General features: G+C 65.2%; 20 protein-coding genes. 10 read left to right on the top strand and 10 right to left on the bottom strand.

Translation table 11 applies throughout. From position 1 onward, the window contains the following. Window positions 1–120: 120 nt before the first annotated feature. From HWN72_RS08735 to HWN72_RS08775, 9 genes are all read right to left on the bottom strand, one after another. Entirely contained in the window at window positions 121–1,794 is a 1,674-nt protein-coding gene (locus tag HWN72_RS08735) for an acetolactate synthase large subunit (protein WP_008830043.1), read from the bottom strand. A 140-nt stretch (window positions 1,795–1,934) separates the two neighbouring features. Beyond that, entirely contained in the window at window positions 1,935–2,873 is a 939-nt protein-coding gene (locus tag HWN72_RS08740) for a D-2-hydroxyacid dehydrogenase (RefSeq protein ID WP_008830042.1), read from the bottom strand. A 105-nt stretch (window positions 2,874–2,978) separates the two neighbouring features. Further along, window positions 2,979–4,442, bottom strand: coding sequence for a cysteine--tRNA ligase (gene cysS, locus HWN72_RS08745; protein WP_008830041.1), 1,464 nt, complete (start codon window positions 4,440–4,442; stop codon window positions 2,979–2,981). A gap of 86 nt (window positions 4,443–4,528) precedes the next feature. After that, on the bottom strand, window positions 4,529–5,116 hold the full coding sequence (locus HWN72_RS08750) for a hypothetical protein (protein WP_008830040.1): 588 nt from the start codon (window positions 5,114–5,116) through the stop codon (window positions 4,529–4,531). Between the two features lie 12 nt (window positions 5,117–5,128). After that, window positions 5,129–6,325 carry a M48 family metallopeptidase gene (locus HWN72_RS08755; RefSeq protein WP_211150038.1) on the bottom strand — a complete coding sequence of 399 codons (1,197 nt, stop codon included), beginning with the start codon at window positions 6,323–6,325 and terminating at the stop codon, window positions 5,129–5,131. A 1-nt stretch (window position 6,326) separates the two neighbouring features. Next, window positions 6,327–6,935 carry a hypothetical protein gene (locus HWN72_RS08760; protein WP_008830038.1) on the bottom strand — a complete coding sequence of 203 codons (609 nt, stop codon included), beginning with the start codon at window positions 6,933–6,935 and terminating at the stop codon, window positions 6,327–6,329. Between the two features lie 289 nt (window positions 6,936–7,224). Beyond that, window positions 7,225–9,039 (bottom strand): cobaltochelatase subunit CobT, encoded by a 1,815-nt coding sequence (gene cobT, locus HWN72_RS08765; RefSeq protein ID WP_211150039.1) that lies wholly within the window; start codon window positions 9,037–9,039, stop codon window positions 7,225–7,227. A gap of 214 nt (window positions 9,040–9,253) precedes the next feature. Next, window positions 9,254–9,904: a fructose-6-phosphate aldolase gene (fsa, locus tag HWN72_RS08770; RefSeq protein WP_211150040.1), complete on the bottom strand. Its 651-nt coding sequence runs from the start codon at window positions 9,902–9,904 to the stop codon at window positions 9,254–9,256. 236 nt (window positions 9,905–10,140) lie between these two features. After that, window positions 10,141–10,836 carry a DUF4197 domain-containing protein gene (locus HWN72_RS08775; RefSeq protein ID WP_248005890.1) on the bottom strand — a complete coding sequence of 232 codons (696 nt, stop codon included), beginning with the start codon at window positions 10,834–10,836 and terminating at the stop codon, window positions 10,141–10,143. A 50-nt stretch (window positions 10,837–10,886) separates the two neighbouring features. Between HWN72_RS08775 and HWN72_RS08780 the strand changes: the two genes are divergently transcribed. After that, window positions 10,887–13,052, top strand: coding sequence for a primosomal protein N' (locus HWN72_RS08780; RefSeq protein ID WP_211150041.1), 2,166 nt, complete (start codon window positions 10,887–10,889; stop codon window positions 13,050–13,052). Here HWN72_RS08780 and HWN72_RS08785 read toward each other — a convergent pair. After that, window positions 13,037–13,939: a CPBP family intramembrane glutamic endopeptidase gene (locus HWN72_RS08785; protein WP_211150042.1), complete on the bottom strand. Its 903-nt coding sequence runs from the start codon at window positions 13,937–13,939 to the stop codon at window positions 13,037–13,039. The genes HWN72_RS08780 and HWN72_RS08785 overlap by 16 nt on opposite strands. A gap of 669 nt (window positions 13,940–14,608) precedes the next feature. On the opposite strand from HWN72_RS08785, the gene HWN72_RS08790 reads away from it, so the two are divergent. From HWN72_RS08790 to HWN72_RS08830, 9 genes are all read left to right on the top strand, one after another. After that, entirely contained in the window at window positions 14,609–15,163 is a 555-nt protein-coding gene (locus HWN72_RS08790; protein WP_008830032.1) for a F0F1 ATP synthase subunit delta, read from the top strand. Window positions 15,164–15,176: 13 nt separating this feature from the next. After that, a complete protein-coding gene (atpA, locus tag HWN72_RS08795; RefSeq protein ID WP_008830031.1) occupies window positions 15,177–16,706 on the top strand; it encodes a F0F1 ATP synthase subunit alpha in 1,530 nt (509 codons plus the stop codon). A 124-nt stretch (window positions 16,707–16,830) separates the two neighbouring features. Continuing rightward, window positions 16,831–17,706 carry a F0F1 ATP synthase subunit gamma gene (locus HWN72_RS08800; RefSeq protein WP_036524369.1) on the top strand — a complete coding sequence of 292 codons (876 nt, stop codon included), beginning with the start codon at window positions 16,831–16,833 and terminating at the stop codon, window positions 17,704–17,706. Between the two features lie 24 nt (window positions 17,707–17,730). Further along, window positions 17,731–19,188 carry a F0F1 ATP synthase subunit beta gene (gene atpD / locus HWN72_RS08805; RefSeq protein ID WP_211150043.1) on the top strand — a complete coding sequence of 486 codons (1,458 nt, stop codon included), beginning with the start codon at window positions 17,731–17,733 and terminating at the stop codon, window positions 19,186–19,188. Window position 19,189: 1 nt separating this feature from the next. Further along, complete coding sequence (locus tag HWN72_RS08810) at window positions 19,190–19,447, top strand: ATP synthase F1 subunit epsilon (protein ID WP_211150044.1); 258 nt, start codon at window positions 19,190–19,192, stop codon at window positions 19,445–19,447. Between the two features lie 275 nt (window positions 19,448–19,722). Next, entirely contained in the window at window positions 19,723–21,228 is a 1,506-nt protein-coding gene (locus HWN72_RS08815) for a hypothetical protein (RefSeq protein WP_008830028.1), read from the top strand. Between the two features lie 57 nt (window positions 21,229–21,285). Then, on the top strand, window positions 21,286–21,597 hold the full coding sequence (locus HWN72_RS08820; RefSeq protein WP_008830027.1) for an I78 family peptidase inhibitor: 312 nt from the start codon (window positions 21,286–21,288) through the stop codon (window positions 21,595–21,597). A 248-nt stretch (window positions 21,598–21,845) separates the two neighbouring features. Next, complete coding sequence (leuA, locus tag HWN72_RS08825) at window positions 21,846–23,513, top strand: 2-isopropylmalate synthase (protein ID WP_211150045.1); 1,668 nt, start codon at window positions 21,846–21,848, stop codon at window positions 23,511–23,513. A 370-nt stretch (window positions 23,514–23,883) separates the two neighbouring features. After that, window positions 23,884–25,293, top strand: coding sequence for a hypothetical protein (locus HWN72_RS08830; protein ID WP_211150046.1), 1,410 nt, complete (start codon window positions 23,884–23,886; stop codon window positions 25,291–25,293). Window positions 25,294–25,359: the final 66 nt, after the last annotated feature.

A 25,359-nucleotide genomic window follows, 5' to 3' on the forward strand; every position in this document is an offset into this window, starting at 1 on the left:
GCGCGCGCGCGCGCGCGCGNGCGCGNGNGNGNGGGNGGNAAGCGCGCTCAAAGCCCCCTCCGTCAGTCGCTGCGCGACTGCCACCTCCCCATCGCTACGCGACAGGGAGGATGAGCGCCTTCAGAGCGCGCGCGAGAGTTCCTTGATCTCGGTATTCAGGATGCGATCGTTCTCGGAATAATCGACCGGGCAGTCGATCAGATGCACGCCCGGCGTATCGCGGCAGTGCGCGAGCAGTTCCTTGAGGTGCGCGGCGCTCTCAACCCGGTAGCCGTTGGCGCCGTAGCTCTGCGCATACTGCACGAAGTCCGGGTTGCCATAGTTCAGCCCGAAGTCCGCAAAGCCCATGTTGGCCTGCTTCCAGCGGATCATGCCATAGGCATTGTCGTTCAGGATCAGCACCGTCAGGTTGAGACCGAGGCGCACCGCCGTCTCCATCTCCTGGCTGTTCATCATGAACCCGCCGTCGCCGCAGACCGCGAAGACCTTGCGCTCGGGATAGACCATCGCGCTCGCCATCGCCGAGGGCAGCCCTGCCCCCATCGTCGCCAGCGCGTTGTCGAGCAGCACCGTGTTGGGCTTCATCGCGCAATAGCCGCGCGCGAACCACAGCTTGTAGACGCCATTGTCGAGGCAGACGATCGCATCGTCGGGCAGCGCGTCGCGCACCTGCTGCACGGCATGGGGCGGGAAGATCGGGAATCGCTCGTCCGCCGCCAGCTTCGCGGTGTGCTCGACCTCGGCGGCGCGGAAGCGCAGCATTGAATCGAAGTTCCACTTGGGCGAAGGCGTGATCGCCTCCTTGATCTGCCACATGGCGTTGGCGATGTCGCCGATCACCTCGATGTGCGGGAAGTAGACCGGATCCACCTCGGCCGTTTTGGTCGAGATGTGGATCACCGTGCGGTCATCGCGGGTGCCGTCGTTGTGCATGAAGAACGGCGGCTTCTCGATCACGTCGTGGCCGATGTTGACGATGCAGTCGGCGTCCTCGATCGCGCGGTGCACGAAATCGCCCGAGGACAGCGCAGCGCAGCCCAGGAACTTGGGATGGCGCTCGTCGATCACGCCCTTGCCGAGTTGGGTGGTGAGGAACGGAATGCCGGTCTTCTCGACGAACTCGCTCAACATCTTGCTGGTCATCTTGCGGTTCGCGCCTGCGCCGATCACGAGAACGGGACGCTTCGCCGTCTGCAGGGCATCGACGGCCTGGACGATCGATTTCACGTCCGCCGTCGGGCGCCGCACGATCGAGCGCGGAACGGGGCGCGAATCGGTGTGCTCGTCGGCGATGTCCTCAGGCAGTTCGATATGCGCCGCGCCGGGCTTTTCTTCCTCGGCGATGCGGAACGCCTCGCGCACGCGGCTCGGAATATTGTCCGAGGACGCCATCTGGTGCGCATACTTGGTGATGGGCTGCATCATCGAGACGACGTCGAGGATCTGGAAGCGGCCCTGCTTCGACTTCTTGATCGGCTTCTGGCCGGTGATCATCAGCATCGGCATGCCGCCGAGCGTCGCATAAGCGGCAGCGGTGACGAAATTCGTCGCCCCCGGCCCCAGCGTCGAGAGGCAGACACCAGCCTTGCCCGTGTGGCGCCCGTAAGTGGCGGCCATGAACCCCGCGCCCTGTTCGTGACGCGTCAGGATCAGCTTGATCTGCTTCGAACGCGACAGCGAATCCAGAAAATCGAGGTTTTCCTCGCCCGGCACGCCGAAGATATACTCGACACCTTCCTGCTCGAGACATTCGATGAACAGGTCCGACGCCTTGCGCTTGTCGCTCTCGGCCATGATCCAGCTTTCCCTCTTCCTGCCGCCGGTCCCTGATGCCCGGCCGTCTTGATCGAGGCTGATACGCGATTCTGTTCAGGACCGTCCCTGATGAATTAATCAGCCTCGCCGTAGAAAATATCAGGCGGGGGCAAGCAGAGCTAGTAACCCTGCGCGAGATCGACCTGATGCGCCAGCGGCTCTCCGCGTAAATAGCGCCCGAGGTTACCGAGAAACCGCGCCGAGCCGCGCGCGAACAATGCATCCTGCGCGCGGCCGGACAAGTGCATGGAGATATGCACGTTCTCGCGCGACCACAGCGGATGGTCCGAGGGCAGCGGCTCGGGCGTAGTCACGTCGAGGAACGCCCCACCCAGATGCCCCGAATCGATCGCGGCGAGCAGCGCGTGCTGGTCAATCACCGTACCGCGCGCGAAATTGAGCAGGACCGCGCCCGGCTTCATCGCCGCGAACTGCTCCGCGCCGAACATGCCGGTCGTCTGCGGCGTCGAGGGGACGATCAGGATCACCCAGTCGAACCGCCCGAGCGCGCCCTGCCATTCGTCCTGCCCGAGTTCGCCTTCACCCGGCGTGCGGCGCGCGGCGGTGACTTTGGCGCCGAATACACACAGCATCCCGGCGATCTTCGCGCCGATCTCGCCCGCGCCGATCACCAGCACTTCGCTGTCCAGCAACTCGCGCTTGCCCGGCGAATCGGGCAGCCATTCGTGGCGATCCTGCGCCCGCACGACCTCGCGCCAGCCCTTGGCCATCGTCAGCATGCCCATGAGCGCATATTCGGATACGCTCTGCGCATGGATTCCCGCGCCATTGGTCAGCGCGACGCCGCGCTCCCGGAAAAGGTCGAGCGGCAGCCAGTCCACGCCCGAGGACATGGCGCAATACCACTTGAGCCCGGTCATCAGGGGCAATGCCTCGCGGGCCTTGGGCGGTGCGATCATATCCAGCCATGCCACTTCGGCGCGAGGTGCCAGCGCCATGAGTTGGTCGGCATCCTCGAACCACAGCGGCTCGACGCCTTCGGGCAGCTTGCCCTCCAGCCATGGGCGCGAGTTGGCATTGATCAGCGCGGCGGTCATGGGGCACTCCTAATCCGGGCAACTACAATAGCTTGCCAGCCTCGGAGCATCCGCGCGGGAAGACAAGGGCGGGTTCGGCATCCGCCCTTGCGTTCATGGCAACAATCAGGCCAGCTTCCATTCCCAGCCGAGCGGATCGCCGTCCATCGCCTCGACACCCTTGGCGGCAAGTTCGTCACGCAGGGCGTCGGACGTCGCGAAGTCCTTGTCGGCACGCGCCTGCTTGCGGGCGGCGAGCACGTCCTCGATCTCCGCCTCGGTAATTGCCGCCGTCTTGGGACGCAGGCGCAGATCGGCGCGCGCGGTGCCGAACAGGTCGAGCCCGAGCACCGCGTCCATTGCCTCGACCACGGCGCGCTTGGCGGCGGGATCGACCTTCTTCGCGGCCAACACCTCTTCCAGCGCGGTCAGCGCGATCGCGGTATTGAGGTCTTCGCCGATCGCCTTCTCGAAAGTTTCGAGCATCGGCGCGAGCTTGGGATGCGATGGTTCGCCCGCTTCCACGTCGGCAAGACGCTCGGCGACGATGATCATGCGCTTGAGACGCACCAGTGCGGCCGCGAGACCTTCCCAGCTGAATTCCAGCTCGCTGCGGTAATGCGCCTGCAGGCACATCATGCGGTAGCCGAGCGGGTGGTAGCCCTTGTCGATCAGCAATTGCAGCCGCAGGAATTCGCCTGACGACTTGCTCATCTTGCCTGAGCGCTCGACAAGAAAATTGTTGTGCATCCACACCTTGGCGCCGGAATTTGCGGGCACGTCGAGACCGCAGGAGTCTCCGGGGTTGCAGCAGAACGCCTGGTTCTGGGCGATCTCGTTGGGGTGGTGGATCTCGCGGTGGTCGATGCCACCGGTGTGAATGTCGAACGGAAACCCGAGCAGGTCGCCGCTCATCACCGAGCATTCGAGATGCCAGCCCGGCGCGCCTTTGCCCCAGGGCGAATCCCATTCCATTTGCCGCTTCTCGCCCTTGGGCGTCTTGCGCCAGATCGCGAAGTCGGCGGCGTTGCGCTTGCCCTCGACGGCCTCGATGCGGCCCTCGCCCTCCTCGGTGACGGCGCGGGCGAGGCGGCCGTAATCGGCGACGGTGGAGACGTCGAAATAGAGGCCGCTTTCCAATTCATAACAATGGATTGGCGCGATCTTCTCGGCGAATGCGATCATCTGCGGCACGTAGTCCGTGGCGATCGACCACTTCGCCGGCTGGCGGATGCCCAGCGCCTTGATGTCGGCCCAATAGGCCTGCGTGTAATGCTCCGCGATGTCCCAGATGGACTGGGACTGCGTGCGCGCCATCTTCTCCATCTTGTCCTCGCCCGCATCGGCATCGTCGGTCAGGTGGCCGACGTCGGTGATGTTGATGACGTGGGTGAGCTTGTAACCCTTGTGGCTCAACGTCCGACCCAGAATGTCCGCGAAGACATAGGCGCGCATGTTGCCGATGTGTGGGTAGTTGTAGACCGTCGGCCCGCAAGTATAGACGCGCGCCTCGCCCGGGTGGACGGGCTCGAACATTTCGAGCTTGCGGGTCAGGCTGTTGAACAGCGTCAGCTGGGATGCGTCGGTCATGCCTTGCCGAATAGGCAGCCCGGCGCGGCAGTCAAGCCGATGGCAGGTATAGGAGCAGCGCAAGGCGCCGCCCCCATACCGCAGGGTCAGAACTTCAGCGAGTCCACGATCTTGTGGTACGCCTCCAGATCCTTGCCGAAGTAATAGATCGAAGGCGCCTCGTAGGTGACAAGGTAGAGCTTCTTGTCGACCATCGTACCGATGGCCTCGCCCTTGCGCTCCACGCCATCCTCGTCGCGAACGTACGAATACGTGAAGCGAATTGCCTGCCTTCCACCTGCCGTCGTCACGTCCTGACTGTCGATCGCCATGCGGTTGACCTGGAACCGCGCGCGATAGGTGGATTCGAGCAGCAGAGGAATGTCGGGCAAAAGCATGGCACCATCAACCTTCGGGAGCGGCGCTTTCTTCTTGTTGGCTTCCCGATAGATGGGCATGCCGGCAGCCACGCCGCCGAAGAACGAGACCTTGTTGAGGTTGTCGCCGTCGCGCGTCCAGACTTCGACATTCGGTCCGCCGCTGAAGCTCAGCTTGTTCCACTCGCCGTCCGGAGAGGACGCGATCGACGACTTGGCGATCTTGGCGGTCGGGCCTGCCGCGATCAGCGAATTGGCGTGGACCGCAGGAGCTTGCATCGCCAGCGCGGCAAGCAGAACCAAAAGTACCTTCTTCATCTTTGCAAAATCCTATTTGGTGGCGACCAAAGCATTGATCATGCCGCGGTCGGAGGCATCCGGACTGCGTGTGAGGTATTCCTGAAGGGCGGTGCGGCCGTCGGCCTGTTCTCCGTTGCGCATGAGCGAGAGACCCAGTTCGCGATAGACGACCGGTTCGGTGTAGCCCTGGGTGATCGCCTCGCGGAAGAATTGCGAGGCGGTGGCAAGGTCGCGCGGGTTGCCCCGCGATCTGTACAGCTGGCCGCGTGCAAACAGCAGATCACCCGTCCAGCCTTCGACCCCCGACATCTTCTGGAGCAGGTATTCACTGCCGCCGAAGTCGTTCGCCTTGACCTGCGCGGCCAGAAAACGAGCGAGGTACGGGCGCATCGCATCCCGGTAGGCCTTGGCGCCATAGTCACCCGGATGCGGTTGGCGCATGGCTTCCTCTTGCAGGTAAGTCGCGCGGGCCAGCGAAGCCGGATGGGTATCGAAGAACCCCGACGAATACGCCTGCTTCGGCTTCAAGCCGCGCGAAATCGAGCGGGCGTCGTCCTCTCCCATCACGTAACGCCACACGTCGGCAGCGGCGGCATTGGGATAAGGCGAATTCGCCATGTAGCCGAGGCTGAGCATGTCGGCGGCGGCTTCCTGATCTCGGCTGAAGCGGTAGATACCGCCGATCACGCTCATCTGCAGCGCCGCCGGGCTTACCCCCGCCGCCGCGCCGAGAAGCCCCACCCATGCCGCGACATCGGTGGAACTGCGTGCCTGCTTGAACGCGCGCAGCCCATGGCGCAGCTCGAAATGCGCGAATTCGTGGCCGAGAATGGCCGCCAGTTCCGCTTCATTCTGCACCCTGAGCAGCAAGCCGCTCCACACCCGCATCGTGCCGTTTGGCGACATCGAGGCGTTGAACTGCGGAACTTCGAGGACATAGACCCGGACGCTGCGGCAGCGTTCCTGGCCCACGGCCTTGCACAGCACACCCTTCACGTAGCGGTTGAGGTCGTCCTCGTGCATGACGAGTGCGGAATCGCGCAGCGTGCGTTCCTGCTCATCAGCCTCCATCCACAGTCCGCGTTCATCGACGGTCGTGGGTTCATAGGCCTGGACGTAAGGCGGAAGCGTGGTCGAGAAAGGGGTCGTTGCTGGCGGCGGCGGGGCAGTTCCTGCAAGCAGAACTCCCGCCACGGCCGCGCCGAACGCAACCGTCAGGCGGCCCATCTCACTTCACCGCTACCGGCACGCCGGCCATCCGCCCGGGAAAGCCCTCCAACAACTGGGTAACGCGCTTGATCGCGCCTTCGGGCGTGCGCACATCACCGCCCATCTGGCGGTCGGCATTCAGCCAGACCAATTCACCGGTCTTAAGGTCCACCAGGCCGGCATGGCCCCAATGGACGCCGGACGTCACGCTGACACCAGCCATCGCGCTGAATATCTGCAGTGCCTTGCGGCCCGCTGATCCATACGAATCGTACGTATTGATGAACAAGGCATAGTCGGCATTCTTGAGCGAGCTGATCTCGGCGATGCCGGGGCCGACGCCCCATTCGAAGGTGTCCTTGCGCTTCTTGGTTGGAAGCCTGTTGCCGGGGAAGAACTGGAACTCGATCACCGAATCCGCCACGGTGCCGAACAGGTTCTCGTACTGCCCGACCACGCTGCCGTCGCTGCTTGTGCCCTCGTCGTAATCGACGACGACATTACCGAGTTGACCCTGCGCATCCTTGAGCGCCGTGCCCAGATTTTCCCGCGCTTGCGCCGTCCAGTCGGCGTTCGGTTCGTTCATGCCGCCCGTGGACTGTTCTCCGACGCGGATTGTGGGTCGCATCAGAACAATCCGCACGGTCCCCGGCTTGAGCGAGAAACCGGGCTTATTCCCAGTCTTTTCCTGAGCAACGACTTGCGCAGAACACAGAACTAGTACGCCCGCCAAGAGCGCACGCACGAAATGTCGCACATACATCATTATGATTCCCCCGTTTCACGCTGAAATTGCGCGATCTTTACGAGGGAGCAACAGAAATTTTCGAAGCAATGCCCGACCTGTAAGACTTTTTAGGTAGGAGGCTCGTAAATCTCCCAGCTAGATTGGCCCTGAACGGTCAGGACGGCAGGCATCACTCCTCCTCGAACAGCCCCGCGAGCTGCTCGATCATCGTGCCGCCGAGTTGCTCGGCATCCATGATCGTCACGGCGCGGCGGTAGTAGCGGGTCACGTCGTGACCGATGCCGATCGCCACCAGCTGGACCGGGGACTTGCTCTCGATCCATTCGATCACGCGGCGCAGGTGCGCTTCCAGATAGCCCGCCGAGTTCACCGAGAGGGTCGAATCGTCCACCGGCGCGCCGTCGGAGATGACCATCAGGATGCGGCGGTCCTCCTGACGCGCCAGCATGCGGTTGTGCGCCCAGAGCAGCGCCTCGCCGTCGATGTTCTCCTTGAGAAGCCCCTCGCGCATCATCAGGCCGAGGTTCTTCTTGGCGCGGCGCCAGGGTTCGTCGGCCTTCTTGTAGACGATGTGGCGCAGGTCGTTGAGGCGGCCGGGGTGCGCGGGCTTGCCGTTCGCCAGCCAGCTCTCGCGGCTCTGCCCGCCCTTCCACGCGCGGGTGGTGAAGCCGAGGACCTCCACCTTCACGCCGCAGCGCTCCAGCGTGCGTGCCAGCACGTCGGCGCTGATCGCCGCGATCGAGATCGGGCGCCCGCGCATCGAGCCGGAATTGTCGAGCAGCAGGGTGACGACGGTGTCCTTGAACTCCACGTCGCGCTCGATCTTGTAAGACAGCGACTGCCCCGGCGAGACGACCACGCGCGCCAGACGCGCGGCATCGAGCAGGCCCTCTTCCTGGTCGAAGTCCCACGAGCGGTTCTGCTGCGCCATCAGGCGGCGCTGCAGGCGGTTGGCAAGGCGCGTCACCACGCCCTGCAGGCCCTTGAGCTGCGCATCGAGATAGGCGCGCAGGCGGGTCAGTTCCTCCTCGTCGCAGAGATCGGAGGCGCCGACGACTTCGTCGAAGGCTTCGGTGAAGACCTTGTAGTCGAAGCTATCCGGGATGTCCGTCCATGGACGGTTCGGGCGAACGGGGAGCATGCCCTCCTCGCCTTCCTGGCCGTCTTCGCCCTCCTCCATGTCGTCGGAGGTTTCGCCTTCGGCCTCGCTCTCGCCCTCGTCGTCGCCCTGCGAGGGTTCGGCGGCCATTTCGGCGGGATTCTGGTCCTGCCCCTCTTCGCCGCCTTCCTCCTGCTCCTCGGTCTCTTCCTCGCCGTCCATGTCTTCCATGTCGGTGGGTTCCTGCGGCACTTCCTCCGCGCGGGTGAGTTCAAGGTGCTGCAGCATGTCGAGCGACAGGCTCTGGAACGCCTTCTGGTCGTGCAGCGAATTCGCCAGGGCATCGAAGTCGGTGCCGGCCTTGCGCTCGATCCACTTGCGGACCATTTCGACGCCGGGGCGCGCGATCTCGGGGATTTCCTGACCGGTCAGGCGCTCGCGCAGCAGCAGCGCAAGGGCTGCGGGGACCGGCACCGCGTCCGGCGTGTCGGCGCGGCTGATGGGATCGGACGTGATGCGCGTCAGCAGCGCGGCATCGAGATTGTCGCGCATGCCGTCATAGGCATTGGCGCCCAGCGCCTCGTAGCGCACCGTCTCCACCGCATCGAACGCGGCGCGCGCGGTCGGCTCGGCGGGGGCATTGCGCATGTGCAGCCTGTCGTCGTGATGCCGCAGCTTGAGCGCGAAGCTGTCGGCGAAGCCGCGCGCCTGCATCGCGGCGGCGCGCGGCAGGCTGCGGCCGGGCATCGGCACGCGGAAGGTGTTGCCGGTGGAACTGGGCGCATCGGCGGTCCAGTTCACTTCGACCTCCGCCTCCTGCGCGATGGCGCGCGAGGCTCCGGTGAGGACGGACTTGAAGCGATCGGTTGGGGATTCGTCGGACATTGCCCGAGGTGCCTAGCGCATTGGCGCGGCTGGCTCAAATGGGCGATGTGAGAGGGGGTGGTTTGGGGCGTGAGGCCGAAGCCCACCCCTGCCCCCTCCCGCAAGCGGGAGGGGAATGAGAGCACTGCGTCTTGCCGTCCCGCATGCGGGAGGGCCGGGAGGCTTGGCCCGCAGGGCCTAGCCGGACGGGGTGGGCAGACCCCGCCCCGTCAGGTCAGATCGACTGGCCGGTCTTGGCCCAGTCGGCCATGAAGCCTTCGATGCCCTTTTCGGTCAGGACGTGCTTGAACAGGCCCTTGATGACCGACGGCGGCGCGGTCATCACGTCGGCGCCGATGCGCGCGGCTTCCAGAACGTGAACGCCGTGGCGCACCGAGGCGACGAGGATCTCGGTCGCGAAGTTGTAGTTGTCGTAGATCAGGCGGATGTCGCTGATGAGCGCCATGCCGTCGAAGCCGTTGTCGTCGTGACGGCCGACGAAAGGCGACACGAAGGTCGCGCCGGCCTTGGCGGCGAGCAGCGCCTGGTTGGCCGAGAAGCACAGCGTCACGTTGACCATGGTGCCTTCGCCTGTCAGCGCCTTGCAGGTCTTGAGGCCGTCGATGGTAAGCGGCACCTTGATGCAGACATTGTCGGCGATCTTGCGGAGGATTTCGGCCTCGCGCATCATGCCCGCGTGGTCGAGCGCGACGACTTCGGCGCTGACGGGGCCGGTGGTCAGCTTGCAGATCTCGGCGGTGACTTCCATGAAATCACGGCCCGACTTGGCGATCAGCGAGGGGTTGGTGGTCACGCCGTCGAGCAGGCCGGTGTCGGCCAGTTCCTTGATGTCGGCGATTTCGGCGGTGTCGGCGAAGAACTTCATGGCGTGCGTATCCCTGCGGCGCCGCGATGGGGGCGGCGATTCTGCGCGCCCCTATAGGGAATGCCGCGCCGGGGTGCCACCCGTGTTGGCATGCGCGCACAACCGGCGTCATCCCAGCGAAAGCTGGGACCGCTGGCCTGTTACGGCCAACGCGCGTTCGAACCCAGCCCCGCCGAGGGTTGGGCTTGGCTCGGCCAGCGGTCCCAGCTTTCGCTGGGATGACGGGGGTTTATCGATTAAATGCCCTTGGCCAGCTTCAACGCCGCGATCAGCGCGCCGTCATTGGTGCTTTCGGGATGCGCGCGGATATCCGCTTCCTGCGCGCCGATCTCGTACCAGATTGCATTGTCCGCCTCGAGCGCCAGGGCATGCGCCGCGTCCGCCATGTTCACGCCGGTCAGCGCATTGACCGCGGTATTGAGGATCGGATCCTCGGCCATGCGCATCACCCGGTCGAGTTCGGGGATCATCGCATTGACGAGGCCGGAGCCCATCGACTGGCGCAGGAACGTCGTCGCCGAAGTATCCCCGCCCCGCAGCAGCGCCAGCGCGTCGGTCACCGTCAGCGAGCGCACCGCGTCGTAGACGATCGGCGCCGCGACGCGCGCGCCGTCCTCGGCGATGCGGTTCAGTTCGCGCTGGAGCTTTTCCTTGAACAGCGGCGAGCGGAATATTTTCTGCGCCACCGACCCCGGACGGCCGAACAGCACCGGCATGTTGATGCGGGCGACCTGGCTGTCCCAGAAACCGTCGGGCTGCGTCAGCCGCGCGAAGGCGCGCTGGCTGGAAAGCATCAGCAGGTTCTCGATGATATCGGTATAGCTGGGCCGCCCGATCGTGGTGCAGCCCGGTAGTGCCATGACGCCCGTAGCCAGAAATCCGGCCAAAACTGCCCGTCGTCCCACTGCCTGCATGCTCGATCCCCCATTCATCTGCGCGTACTCCTTCACGACCCCGTTTGCCCGCGCCTATATGAACGCAGATGCAACGTGTCCGACTCCTCGTCTTCAACGCCGCGCTGGGCGTCCTCGACTATCGCGTGCCGGAGGGAATGACGATCGAATTCGGATCGATCGTCGTCGCCCCCCTTGGTCCGCGACAGGTGTTGGGCATCGTCTGGGAACCAGAACGCCTAAATGCGCAGGAAGTGCCTGAAAGCAAACTGAGACCTTTGCTCGGCGTGATGCCCGCGCCGCCGCTGTCGGAGCGGTTGCGGCGGCTGATCGAATGGACCGCCGATTACTACTGCGCCCCGCTGTCGTCAGTGGCGCGCATGGCGCTGGGCAGCATGTCGGCGCTGCGCGGCGGCGGCACGACCACCGAATACCGCCTGACCGGCGAGGAGCCCGCCCGCCTTACGCCCCAGCGCGCCGCCGCACTCGATGCGCTGCAGGGGGAGCAAGGCTCGATCCGCGAGCTGGCGGAACTCGCCAGCGTATCGGAAGGCGTGCTGCGCGGCATGGTCGGCGCGGGACTGCTGGAGGCGGTGACGGTCGATCTCGACCGGCCCTATCCCCCTGCCCGCCCGGAATTCGCCGAGCCGAAGCTCAACGACATCCAGCAGCACGCCGCCGACATTTTCGTCGAGGCGGTGAAGGCAAAGAAGTTCGCCCCCTTCCTGCTCGACGGCGTCACCGGCTCGGGCAAGACCGAGTGCTACTTCGAGGCTGTCGCCGAAGCGATACGCATGGAGCGGCAAGTGCTGGTGCTGCTCCCCGAGATCGCGCTGACGGAAAATTTCCTGCGCCGCTTCGAGCATCGTTTTGGGGTGCCGCCGGTGCTGTGGCATTCGTCCTTGAAGTCCAGCGAAAGGCGCCGGGCGTGGCGTGCGGTATCGTTAGGTGCCGCGAAGGTCGTCGTGGGTGCCCGCTCTGCGCTATTCCTGCCTTACGCGAATCTGGGCCTGATCGTGGTCGACGAGGCGCACGAAATCTCGTTCAAGCAGGACGACGGGGTGCGCTACAACGCCCGTGACGTGGCCGTGATGCGCGCGAAATTCGAAGGAATTCCGATAGTTCTCGCCAGCGCCACCCCGGCGCTGGAATCGATGCAACTGGCCGAAGCCGGGGTCTATCGCAAGATTGACCTGCCCTCGCGCTTCGGCGGCGCGACATTGCCCGCGATCAACATCCTCGACCTGCGCGAAGAGGCCCCCGAACGCGGCCGCTGGATCGCACCGAGGCTGGTGGAGGCGATGAAGGACCGGCTGGCCAAGGGCGAGCAGTCTCTGCTGTTCCTCAACCGACGGGGCTATGCGCCGCTGACCCTGTGCCGCAACTGCGGCTACCGCTTCCAGTGCCCCAACTGCACGGCATGGCTGGTAGAACACAGGTTTTCCAAGAGGTTAACCTGCCACCATTGCGGCCATGAGACACCCGTGCCGGAAGCCTGCCCCGACTGCGGCACCGGCGACTGCCTCGTCGCCTGCGGCCCCGGGGTGGAGCGCATCGCCGACGAAGTGGCGGAAATCCTGCCCGAAGCGCGCACCGCGCTGGTTACATCGGACACCATGAACACGCCTACCGCGATCGGCGAATTCGTGGCGATGGCGGAAAACAAGGCGATCGACGTCATCATCGGCACCCAGCTGGTGACCAAGGGCTACCACTTCCCCGACCTGACGCTGGTGGGCGTGGTCGACGCCGACCTCGGCCTCGAAGGCGGAGATTTGCGAGCCGGTGAAAGGACTTACCAGCAGATCGCCCAGGTAGCCGGCCGCGCCGGTCGCGGCGAAAAGCCTGGCGAAGTTCTCATCCAGACCCGCCACCCCGAAGCCGCCGTCATCGCCGCCCTGGCCAACGGCGACCGCGACGCCTTCTATGCCGCCGAGACCGAAGCCCGCCGCGACGCCGGGGCGCCGCCCTTCGGGCGTTGGGCCGCGATCATCGTCAGTTCGGAGGATCAGGCCGAGGCGCTATCCGCCGCCCGCGCGATCGGCGGGACAGCGCCGAACCTGCCGGACATGCTGGTGCTCGGCCCTGCCCCCGCGCCGCTCTCCCTGCTGCGTGGCCGCCATCGCTTCCGCCTGCTGATCAACGCGCGCCGCTCGGCGGAACTGCAGAAAACCTTGCGCGAATGGCTCGATCCGCTCGAGTTCCCGCGCGGGGTGCGCGTGAACATCGACATCGATCCCTATTCGTTCGTCTGACCCTGCTTCCAGCGCGGCGGCATGAACTCCCCCTTGCGGTAGGCGTATCTCAGCAGGGCGACGCCTGCGATCGTCGCCACCACCAGCGCCACGCCCGAGGCTTCGAGCCCGAACGCCCCGCCGGTCAGCAGTTCAGGCCCGCTGAGGCGCGTCTCCACCAGCCCGCGCGGCGTCCCTCCCCCGGAAACGGGGATCGACCAGATCCACCCCTGCGTGAAGTTCCAGCCCATGTGCAGCCCGATCGGCGCCCACAGCCGCCGTGTTACAAGATAGGCCGCACCCAGCAGAATCCCCGCCTCGCAGGCGATGGCGAAGGCGGCAAACAAGCTGGCACCGGGATTCATGAGGTGGGCGAATCCGAAGAACGCGGACGTCACCGCCAACGCCGCCCATGTTCCGAAAACTGCCTCGAGCTGGCGCTGGATGACGCCGCGGAACACGGCCTCCTCCACCATACCGCTATAGAATGCGATCCCGAACCAGACCCACAAGTCGCCCGTGCCTCGCAACCCGACGATCGAAAGCCCTCCAAGCAGTGCGACCGCTCCCACGACAAGGCTGAACAGGATCACACCGCCCAGCACGCCCGCTGCCAGTTCTCCTCCGGCGCGCCCGGGCCGGACGCCGTCGCGCGGCTCCCGCACGATCCAGCGCTGGAAGGCATGATAAGCCAGCAGTCCGCAAATCCCGACCAGCAAGCCCGAGAGCGCCCGCAGCGGCGAGGAACGATCGATATGAAGCGCATTGATGGCGATGCCCGGCAGGATCGCGCCAAGAGCGACCAGAACCACGCCGATCGGCAGAAGCATCAGTGGATGCGCAAGAAAGCGGCGAAACGGCCGCCGTTTGCCGCGTTCCTGCCCTGCTTCATCGATAGCGTTTGTCATACGGGGCCCCGCTCCTGCACCGAGGCTTGAAGCGGAAGTTTCGATGACTGTCGAGCGGAAGCCGGAAGTCGGTGCCCTTTCGCTGCCCGGCAATTGGAACTTTCCATTTCATCCGCGCAGCTGGTGAACCGGATAACATGGCAAAGTGTCCACCCTGCGGCGACGCGCGACATTCCGCCAACGGGTCCGCACTGCGCGATGCGGTCGAACGACATATCGCATCGGCGGTTCGCCGCGAAAGGACGGCGCCTCAGCTCGAGCCATCGCATAATGGCCAGCATCGCTGCGCCGTCTGCATCGTCCAGAGTAACGCTGCAAAGAAGCACCGATCGGCATCAACGGCCATGCACCGAGGCATCCTTTCGCCCAAGTTCTCCGGCTGTCGGCCGTAATACAACTGGCGGCACGGGCCGGGCCAGACCCTCGATTCGATGGGTCGTCGGAATACTCCGCAGCGAATTCGTGCCCGACATTGCACACTGCATCGCAAGGAGGCTTCCCGCCACTTGCTTTTAAACGGCTTACCTGTCCTTTGTCCCCAGGGTCAAAGGGGCACCTTGCGTTGTAACGGTATCGTCGCTATGCGCGCCCCGTCAGCGGGCTGGGGGAGCACGCGCTGTTGTTGCGTCCCCGACCCGAACCCACCTGCGATGTAAGGATAGGACAGGCGTGGAGAATTCCGGAGGCATCAAGGCCAGCTTGCAGGGACGCTACGCTTCGGCGTTGTTCGATCTCGCGAGCGAGAACGGCTCGGTTTCGGCCGTTGAGAACGACCTCGACAACCTCGGCCAGGCCCTGCGCGAGAGCGACGAGCTTGCCGCGCTGATTCGCAATCCGCAGATCAGCCGCGATGCCGCCGCCAAGGCGATCGAAGCGGTCGCGGGCGTGCTCGGCACATCGCCGCTCACGAAGAACTTCCTCGGCGTTCTGGCAGGCAATCGCCGCCTGTCGGCCCTGCCCGAGATCATCCGCGCCTTCGCCAGCATCGCCGCCGCCCAGCGCGGCGAAGCGACGGCCGAAGTCGCATCCGCCCACGCGCTTTCCGACGAACAGGTCGAACAGCTTCGCCAGAAGCTGGAAGTGCGTGAGGGTCGCAAGGTCAAGATCAAGACCAGCGTCGATCCGGAACTGCTCGGCGGCCTCGTCGTCACCATCGGTTCCAAGCGCATCGACAGCTCGATCCGCACCCGTCTCAATTCGCTCGCCCAGGCCATGAAGGGCTAAGAAAGGCAGAACAATGGATATCCGCGCAGCAGAAATCTCGAAGGTCATCAAGGACCAGATCGCCAGCTTCGGCACCGAAGCCCAGGTTTCGGAAGTCGGTTCGGTTCTGTCGGTCGGTGACGGCATCGCCCGCATCCACGGCCTCGACAACTGCCAGGCCGGCGAGATGGTCGAATTCTCGAACGGCGTGCAGGGCATGGCCCTCAACCTCGAAGCCGACAACGTCGGCGTCGTGATCTTCGGCTCGGACGCCGAGATCAAGGAAGGCGACAGCGTCAAGCGTACCGGCACCATCGTCGACGTTCCCGTCGGCAAGGGCCTGCTCGGCCGCGTGGTCGACGCGCTCGGCAACCCGATCGACGGCAAGGGCCCGATCATTGCCGACAAGCGCGCCCGCGTCGAATCGAAGGCTCCGGGCATCATCCCGCGCAAGTCGGTGCACGAGCCCGTGCAGACCGGCCTGAAGGCGATCGACGCTCTCGTTCCCGTCGGCCGTGGCCAGCGCGAGCTGATCATCGGTGACCGCCAGACCGGCAAGACCGCCGTCGCCATCGACACCTTCATCAACCAGAAGGAAGCGAACCAGGGCGACGACGAGGGCAAGAAGCTCTACTGCATCTACGTCGCCGTCGGCCAGAAGCGCTCGACCGTCGCGCAGATCGTGCGTCAGCTCGAAGAGAACGGCGCGATGGAATACTCCATCGTCGTCGCCGCGACCGCTTCGGAGCCGGCTCCGCTGCAGTACCTCGCGCCCTACACCGGCGCCGCGATGGGCGAATTCTTCCGCGACAACGGCATGCACGCCGTCATCGTGTACGACGACCTTTCCAAGCAGGCCGTCGCCTACCGCCAGATGTCGCTCCTTCTGCGTCGCCCGCCGGGCCGCGAAGCCTACCCCGGCGACGTGTTCTACCTCCATAGCCGCCTGCTGGAGCGCGCAGCCAAGCTCAACGACGAGAACGGTGCCGGTTCGCTGACCGCCCTTCCCGTCATCGAGACGCAGGCTGGCGACGTTTCGGCCTACATCCCGACCAATGTGATCTCGATCACCGACGGCCAGATCTTCCTTGAAACCGGCCTGTTCTACCAGGGCATCCGTCCGGCCATCAACGTGGGTCTGTCGGTGTCGCGCGTCGGTGGTGCAGCCCAGACCAAGGCGATGAAGAAGGTCGCCGGTTCGATCAAGCTGGAGCTGGCGCAGTACCGCGAAATGGCGGCATTCGCCCAGTTCGGTTCGGACCTCGACGCCTCGACCCAGAAGCTGCTCAACCGCGGTGCGCGCCTGACCGAACTGCTCAAGCAGAAGCAGTTCTCGCCGCTCGCCTTCGAAGAGCAGACCGTGTCGATCTTCGCCGGCACCAACGGCTACCTCGACGCCCTGCCGGTCTCGAAGGTCACCGAGTACGAGGCCGAGATGCTCAGCTACATGCACTCGGAACATGCCGATGTGCTGGCGCTGATCCGCTCGACCAAGGACTTCGGCGACGAAGCCAAGAGCAAGACCAAGGCCGCGCTCGACGCCTTCGCCAAGCAGTTCGCTTAAGTTAAACCGTCATCCCGGCGAAAGCCGGGATCGCAGGCGGTCTTGAAGCAGCCCTCAACGGCCAAGCGTAAAGACTGCCACCGGTCCCGGACCAGATCCGGGACGACGCAACGAGGAACAACGAGTGGCTTCGCTCAAGGAACTCAAAGGCCGCATCAACTCGGTCAAGTCGACCCAGAAGATCACCAAGGCCAAGCAGATGGTCGCCGCGGCCAAGCTGCGCAAGGCGCAGGCCGCCGCGGAAGACGCTCGCCCTTACGCGGCGCGTCTCGCCGAAGTGATGGGATCGCTGGCGTCGAAGATCACCGTCTCCGATAACAGCCCCAAGCTGCTCGCCGGAACCGGCAGCGACAAGGTGCACCTGCTCGTCGTCGCGAACTCGGACAAGGGCCTGTGCGGCGCGTTCAACTCGAACATCGTCAAGGCGGCCCTCGCCAAGGCGCGTGATCTGCAGGCGCAGGGCAAGGCCGTGCTGTTCTACCTCGTGGGCCGCAAGGGCCGCGCGGTGATCCGCCGCGAGCACCCGAACCAGATCGCCCACATGTTCGACACCTCGGACGTGCGTAACCCCGGTTACGACGAAGCCGAGCGCGTCGCCGACGAACTCGTCGCGATGTACGAGGCGGGCAAGTTCGACGTGGCGCACCTGTTCTACTCGAAGTTCCGTTCGGCGCTGCTGCAGGAACCGACCGACCAGCAGATCATCCCGGTCCCGGCCCCCAAGGCCGTTGCCCAGACTGCCGACGCGGTCACCGAATACGAGCCCGATGAGGAGGAAATCCTCGCCGCCCTGCTCCCGCGCTATCTGAAGACCCAGCTCTTCGGCGCGCTGCTGGAGAACGCCGCGTCCGAACAGGGTGCGTCGATGACGGCGATGGACAACGCCACGCGCAATGCCGGCGACCTCATCAAGAAGCTGACGATCGTCTACAACCGCACCCGCCAGGCTGCGATCACCACCGAACTCGTCGAAATCATCGCGGGCGCGGAAGCGCTCTAAGAACCGCAGGCTAAGGAAACCGAAATGGCCACTGCACCCGTGCTCAACCTCACCACTACCGGCAAGATCAGCCAGGTCATCGGCGCTGTCGTCGACGTGACCTTCGAAGGCGAACTGCCCGCCATCCTCTCCGCGCTGGAGACCGAGAACAACGGCCAGAAGCTGGTTCTCGAAGTCGCCCAGCACCTCGGCGAGAACACCGTGCGCACCATCGCGATGGACGGCACCGACGGCCTGACCCGCGGTCAGGCCGTCGCCAACACCGGCAAGCAGATCTCGGTGCCGGTCGGCCCCAAGACCCTCGGCCGCATCATGAACGTCGTCGGCGACCCGATCGACGAGCGCGGCCCGATCGGCTCGGACATGTTCTCGCCGATCCACGCCGAGGCTCCCGCCTTCATCGACCAGTCGACCGAAGCGTCGATCCTGGTCACCGGCATCAAGGTCATCGACCTTCTCGCCCCTTACGCCAAGGGCGGCAAGATCGGCCTGTTCGGCGGCGCGGGCGTGGGCAAGACGGTTCTCATCCAGGAACTGATCAACAACATCGCCAAGGGCCACGGCGGCGTCTCGGTCTTCGCGGGCGTCGGTGAGCGTACCCGTGAGGGCAACGACCTCTACCACGAGTTCCTCGACGCCGGCGTCATCGCCAAGGACGCCGAAGGTAACGCCACCTCGGAAGGTTCCAAGGTCGCCCTCGTTTTCGGCCAGATGAACGAGCCCCCGGGCGCCCGCGCCCGCGTCGCCCTGTCGGGTCTGACCATGGCCGAATACTTCCGCGACCAGGAAGGCCAGGACGTCCTGTTCTTCGTCGACAACATCTTCCGCTTCACGCAGGCAGGTGCAGAAGTGTCGGCACTGCTGGGCCGTATTCCTTCGGCCGTGGGCTACCAGCCGACCCTGTCGACCGACATGGGCGCGCTGCAGGAGCGCATCACCTCGACCACCAAGGGTTCGATCACCTCGGTCCAGGCGATCTACGTTCCCGCGGACGACCTTACCGACCCGGCGCCGGCCGCCTCGTTCGCGCACCTTGACGCGACGACCACGCTGAACCGCGCCATCTCGGAGCTGGGCATCTACCCGGCCGTCGACCCGCTCGACTCGACCTCGCGCGTTCTCGAGCCGCGCATCGTCGGTGCCGAGCACTACCAGACTGCCCGCCGCGTCCAGGAAACCCTGCAGAAGTACAAGTCGCTGCAGGACATCATCGCCATTCTCGGCATGGACGAGCTGTCGGAAGAGGACAAGGTCACGGTCGCCCGCGCCCGCAAGATCCAGAAGTTCCTCTCGCAGCCGTTCCACGTCGCGGAAGTTTTCACCGGCATCTCGGGCAAGTTCGTCCAGCTGGAAGACACCGTGAAGTCGTTCAAGGCCGTCGTCGACGGTGAGTACGACCACCTGCCGGAAGCCGCGTTCTACATGGTCGGCGGCATCGACGAAGCGGTCGAGAAGGCCAAGAAGCTGGCGGCGGACGCCTGATATGCCCCTGCACTTCGAACTCGTCACGCCTGCGAAGCTGGTCCGTTCCGAGGACGTCCACATGGTGGTCGTCCCCGGCACCGAAGGCGAGTTCGGCGTGCTGGCGGGCCACGCGCCCTTCATGTCGACGATCGCCGATGGCGCCCTGAAGGTCTACAAGACCGAGAACGGCGCGCCCGAGGAAATCCGCATCACCGGCGGCTTCGCCGAAATGGGTGACGCGGGCCTGACCGTGCTTGCCGAGCACGTCGAAGGCTGATCTTCGCGGATAGGCAAAAGCAAAGGGCGTCGCCGGGAAACCGGCGGCGCCCTTTGCTTTTGCTCCACGCACCCCGCTCATCCTGAGCTTGTCGAAGGATGGGAGGCACAGCGCCATGTCTCAGGGGGCTTCGACAAGCTCAGCCTGCGCGGGGTTGGAAGCTGGGTTTTATCGCCCCACCTTGCGAAACGTCCACTGCACCGGCTCGTTGTCGGCATTCGCCAAATGGTAAGACTTTCTTGACTATGAAGCCCCGTGAATTTGCGGGGATTTCGATGGCGGGCATGAGGATGGAGGCACCGGATGCCGGACGCGTGGGACGCCTTGCACGCATCGTCGCCGACAGCCGCCTTGCCCAGTTCACTTGCCTGCTCGCCTTTGCTGCCCTCATCCGCTGCCCGGCATGGGGCGAGTGGAATTTCGGCATCGACGACCAGTTCTATGCCCTCGTCGGCGAGCGGCTGGCCAAGGGCGACCTGCTTTACGTCGATATCTGGGATCGCAAGGGGCCGCTACTCTACCTGATCTTCACGGCGATCGCTCTCGTCTCGCCAACGATGCTGGCCTACCAACTGGTGGCCACGCTCTCGGCGGCGCTGGGGGCCTACGGCGTCAACCGCATCGCCCGGATGATCGCAACGCCGGGCAGCGCGATGCTCGCGGCCCTCTCCTATCTCGCGCTGCTCAGCCGCTTCGAGGGCGACAATCTGGAAGCGGGAGTCTTCTTCAACACGCTGATCATCGCTGCGGCATGGCTGCTCCTCTCGCGCTTCGATCGCTTGCGCGAAGGGCGCATCGACGCAGGGTTGCTAACAGGATTCTTCTGCGCCGGGATGGGAATCGCGATCAAGCAGACGGTGGCGCTGGAAGGCGCGCTGTTCGGACTGACGGCGATCCTGTTGCTCGCCCGGAGCGGCCGATCCGTCATCGGCGTCGCCTGGAGGGCCGGGCTGCTGGCGCTCGCAGGTAGCCTGCCGATGCTGGCGACCGGGCTGTTCTACTGGATGGACGGGCACTTTGCCGACTTGTGGAACGCGATAGCCACCTCCAACTTCGCGCGCGGCTATGCCGACCCGGCTATCCGGGTGCAGCGGATTTTCACGATGGCGGGGATGCTGGGCATTCCAATGGTCTTCTCCGGGATCGGGCTCCACGCGCTGCACCGGCAGCGAGAGCAACGTCCCATCGCGCGATTGGTCGCGCTCTGGGCATTCGTCGCGCTGGCGCTGATATTCTCGTTCCCCAACATCTACGTGCATTACGCACAGTCGGCGCTCGCACCGCTGGCGATCCTGTGCGCCGGGTACTTCGCGCATCGCCGCCCGGTCTGGCCGGGCCTCATCGCGGTGGTCGGGCTGAGCCTTGCCTTGTCCGGCACCTTCCACTTGCACGACCGCTGGCGTGCCCGGCCCGCTGCCGCAGCGCTGGTCGGCTACGTCGATAGGGAGACGCCGCAGAAGCGCCTCCTCGTATGGGGCGCGCCGAACTATCTCTATGCCAAGATCGGCGCCGATCCGGTCAGCCCGCTCGCCTTTTCGCCGCATCTCTACGAGGGGCGCGAGTGGACCGGCCTCGACGAACGGCGCGAAGTGCGCCGTATCCTCGCCGCCCGTCCGGAGACCGTGGTTGCGCAGACGCCCCTGCCCTCCTCGCCGCTCAACGAGGCAACGGTGGCGATGGTCGATGCCTATACCCGCACCTGCCGCAAGCAGCGCCGTTTCACGATCTACGATCATAACGGCGAACAGGTGCATACGGTGTTCTTCGCCTGCGCCGGATAGCGCGTTGCGTCCTCGTTCAGCTTCGCTAGGTTAGCGCGCCGGGAAAGGAGAGCACCCATGTCCCCCAAAGCCTTCATCGCCCCCGTAGCCATGGCCATGACGCTGGCCGCCTGCGCCACGCAGACCCCGCCTGAAGCCGCCCCGCCCCCTGCTGCGGAAGTCGAACCGACCTGCGGCGCCGATCAGTTCGCCAGCTATGTCGGCCAGCCCGCCACCGATGCCACGATCGCCGCCATCCAGTCGAAGCGCGGCGACAAGCCGATCCGCGTGATCAAACCCGGCATGGCGGTAACGATGGACTACCGCGCCGAACGCCTCAACGTCGACGTGGACGAGAGCGGCGCGATCAAACGCTTCTACTGCTCCTGATCCCGGCGCAACATTCGGCAAGCCCATATCGGCGACGGCGCGCGAAATTGCGCCGCCGTCCCCGCATTGCCTCTTTACACGGCGCGCGCGCGTGCCCATAGGCGAGGGCATGACCCTTCTGCTCGGCCTTACCCTGCGACTTATCCGCCCTTGGGCGTGAAGTAGTGCGTCGGCCTGCGGCGCGCTCGGCGCTCAAGGGGACCTGAACCGACATTGCCTGCAGACGAATTACCGAGCGAGAATACCCCATGACCATGCTGAAAGACCCTTCGGTCAAGTATCGCCCCTTCCCGCAGATCGACCTGCCGAACCGCCAGTGGCCCTCGCAGGTCATCACCAAGGCGCCCCGCTGGCTCTCCACCGACCTGCGTGACGGCAACCAAGCGCTGATCGACCCGATGGGCGCGGAGAAGAAGAACCGCTTCTTCGACCTGCTGGTGAAAGTCGGCCTCAAGGAAATCGAGGTCGGCTTCCCGAGCGCCGGCGCGACCGAGTTCGACTTCATCCGCGGCCTCGTCGATCAGGATCGCATCCCCGAGGACGTGCTGGTGCAGGTGCTGACCCAGTCGCGGCAGGACCTGATCGAACGTACGTTCGAGAGCTTGGCCGGCGTGCATGCGGGCATCGTCCACCTCTACAACGCCGTCTCGCCCCTGTGGCGCAACGTCGTGTTCGGCATGGAGCGCCACGAGATTCGCGGCATTGCAGAGACCGGCGCGAAGATCATGCGCGATCAGGCGGCGAAGTACCCGCAGACCAAGTGGCACTTCGAGTACAGCCCGGAGACCTTCTCGACCGCCGAACTCGATTTCTCGATCGAGTGCTGCGAGGCGGTGATGGAAATCCTGAAGCCCACGCCCGAGAACCCGATCATCCTCAACCTGCCCGCAACGGTGGAGGCTGCGACGCCGAACATCTACGCGGACCAGATCGAGTACTTCTGCCGCAACCTGCCGAACCGCGATGCGGCGGTGATCTCGCTGCACACGCACAACGATCGCGGCACCGGCGTCGCGGCGGCGGAACTGGGCCTGATGGCCGGCGCCGACCGCGTCGAGGGCTGCCTGTTCGGCAACGGCGAGCGCACCGGCAACTGCTGCCTCGTGACCGTGGCGATGAACATGTACACGCAGGGCGTAAACCCCGAACTGGACTTCTCGGACATCGACGAGGTGATCCAGACGGTCGAGTACTGCAACCAGTTGAAGGTCGCGGAACGTCACCCCTACGGCGGCGAACTGGTGTTCACGGCGTTCTCGGGCTCGCACCAGGACGCGATCAAGAAGGGTTTCGCCGCGCAGGAGAAGCGCAACGACCAGATCTGGTCGGTGCCTTATCTGCCGATCGACCCCGCCGATCTGGGTCGCAGCTACGAGGCGGTGATCCGCGTCAACTCGCAGTCCGGCAAGGGCGGCTTCGCCTGGGTGATCGAGCAGGACCAGGGCCTCAAGCTGCCCAAGCGGATGCAGGCCCACTTCTCCAAGCACGTACAGGAACTGGCTGACGAACTCGGCCGCGAACTGCAGGCGGGCGACATCTGGGACGTGTTCCAGAAGGCCTACCGCCTGAGCGGCGAGCAGCGCTTCCAGCTGATCGACTGGGATGAGGCCAAGGGGCCGGACAACACCCGCGTCTTCGCGGGCAAGATCGGCGTCGAGGGCAAGGAGCAGTCAGTGTCCGGCAAGGGCAACGGCCTGATCTCGTCCGTCACCGCGACGCTGGCCGAGAGCTTCGGCGTGCAGCTGGACGTCAAGGACTATGCCGAGCACTCGATGGGCAAGAGCACGGACGCCCGCGCCGCGGCCTACGTCGAATGCGCCCTGCCCGACGGTCGCACCGTATGGGGCGTGGGCATCGACGAGGACGTCGCCACCGCCAGCGTGCGCGCCGTTCTGAGCGCCGCCAACGCGGCCTGATCCCTTTTCGGCATCGCTTTCAGGAAAGGCCCGGCCGGCAACGGTCGGGCTTTTTCATGAATCCGGAAAAAGCATCTCTAGCGACCGGGAGGGAAGTTGCAGCCGGTATGGCGGCAAATCGCTTTGCCCCCTTTTGCGTGTCCTGTGTGCAGCATTGCGTGATCGCAAAATAGCAGGAAACCAGCGTTGCGTAGGGATACGCGGTCCGCATTCCGGATTTCCGAAGCTGTAGCCCGGATTTCATAACGGCGGCATCTAACCAGTTCCATGAGCATCGGCACAAACGATCGACACGGCTCCGTCTATCCGCGGCCTCCGCGCCCAACAGGCTTAACGCCTTGCCTACGGAGTATTTTACGGAGGCAACACCATGTCGATCAATTCACCGCGATCTTTCCGGCAAACCCTCATGGGTGCGGCGGCGATCCCCCTTCTTCTGCTGGGCGCTTGCGCCGATGGGACAGGTTTCAACCCCGGCTCCGGTGTGACGCCCACCCCCAGCCCCAGCCCCAGCCCCAGCCCCAGCCCCTCACCCACACCGGGACCTACGCCCTCACCGAGCCCCACACCCACCCCGGCACCAACACCGACGCCTTCCCCGACGCCGACCCCCACGACCACCAGCTACACCGGTTCGGCCGTAGGAGTAGCAATTGGCGGCACTTCGATCCTCGGGCCGAGCGGCTCGGGCACATTGGTCGACGTCAACGTGGCGCCGCCCGCCGCAGGGCAGTCCACCAGCGGCCTCGCCGTCGATGTCCTCAGCGGTGACGGCAAGGCCATAGCGGTTACGCTGCCCACCACACCGCAGGCGACACAGGAAGCGCTGGCTCCGGTGGGCGCCATTGCCGGGGCGCTGCTGGGGCCTCAGGTCGGCTCCACCGTCAACAGCGTCACGGATGGACTTTCGCCGACCGTGGCTGTGGTCACCTCAACGGTCAGCCAAGTGACCAATCCATTGCTGGGCACGGTCGATGGAGTGCTGGCGCCGGTATTGGGCCAAGGCGGACTGCTTGCCCCGGTTTCCGGACAGCTTGGCGGTCTGGTAGATGGCCTGACCGGCGCGCTGCCAGGTGGCGGCTCCGGCCCGGCGCCGACGTACACCGGGCCGCTCGTAGGTCTGGATCTGGGCAACAATGCCCTGACCGGTCCGAGCACGAGCGGCACGCTCATCGGTGCTAACGTACTGTCCGAGGATTCCGGGCTCGTCTCCGGAACCCTGCTCACGGCCGATGTGCTATCGGACGGCAAGGTTGTCGATGTGACTTTGCCGACCACGGCCGACGGCGTGGCGCAGGGGCTTGCGCCGGTGGGCAACCTCGCCGGTGCTTTGCTCGGCGAGCAGGTCGGCAACGGGGTCACGCAACTGACCAACGGACTTTCACCGGTCGTGGCCCCTGTGCCGGGCGTGGTGAACTCCGTCGCCTCGCCGGTGCTCGACGCCCTGAACGGGGCTGTCGGCCCGGTGGTGGGGAGCGTCGGGGGCGGCATCGGCGGTGGGGGCAGCGGCGGCGCAGGTTCAGCCCTCGCGCCGGTCACCGGGCTCGTCACCGGACTGCTTGGCACAGCTACCGGCGGCGGCGGATCGGGCGATGTCCTGGCGCCCGTCACGGGGCTGGTGAACGGTGTCGTCGGCACGCTGAACGTCAGCTTGAGCGGCACCCTGACCGGAAACGTCAGCGGAGGATTGTTGGGCGGAACGACAGGTTCGGGTGGCGGCGCACTGGCCCCCGTCACCGGACTGCTTGGCGGATTACTGGGAGGAAGCACCGGCAATTGAGATGAAGGTCCGCGTGTCCTTCCGCTCTGTTGCCCTCCCCCAGGGAGGACACGCTGCGACCCTGCT

Origin of the sequence: Novosphingobium sp. HR1a, from assembly GCF_015594425.1 — a bacterium.
Lineage (GTDB): Bacteria > Pseudomonadota > Alphaproteobacteria > Sphingomonadales > Sphingomonadaceae > Novosphingobium > Novosphingobium resinovorum_A.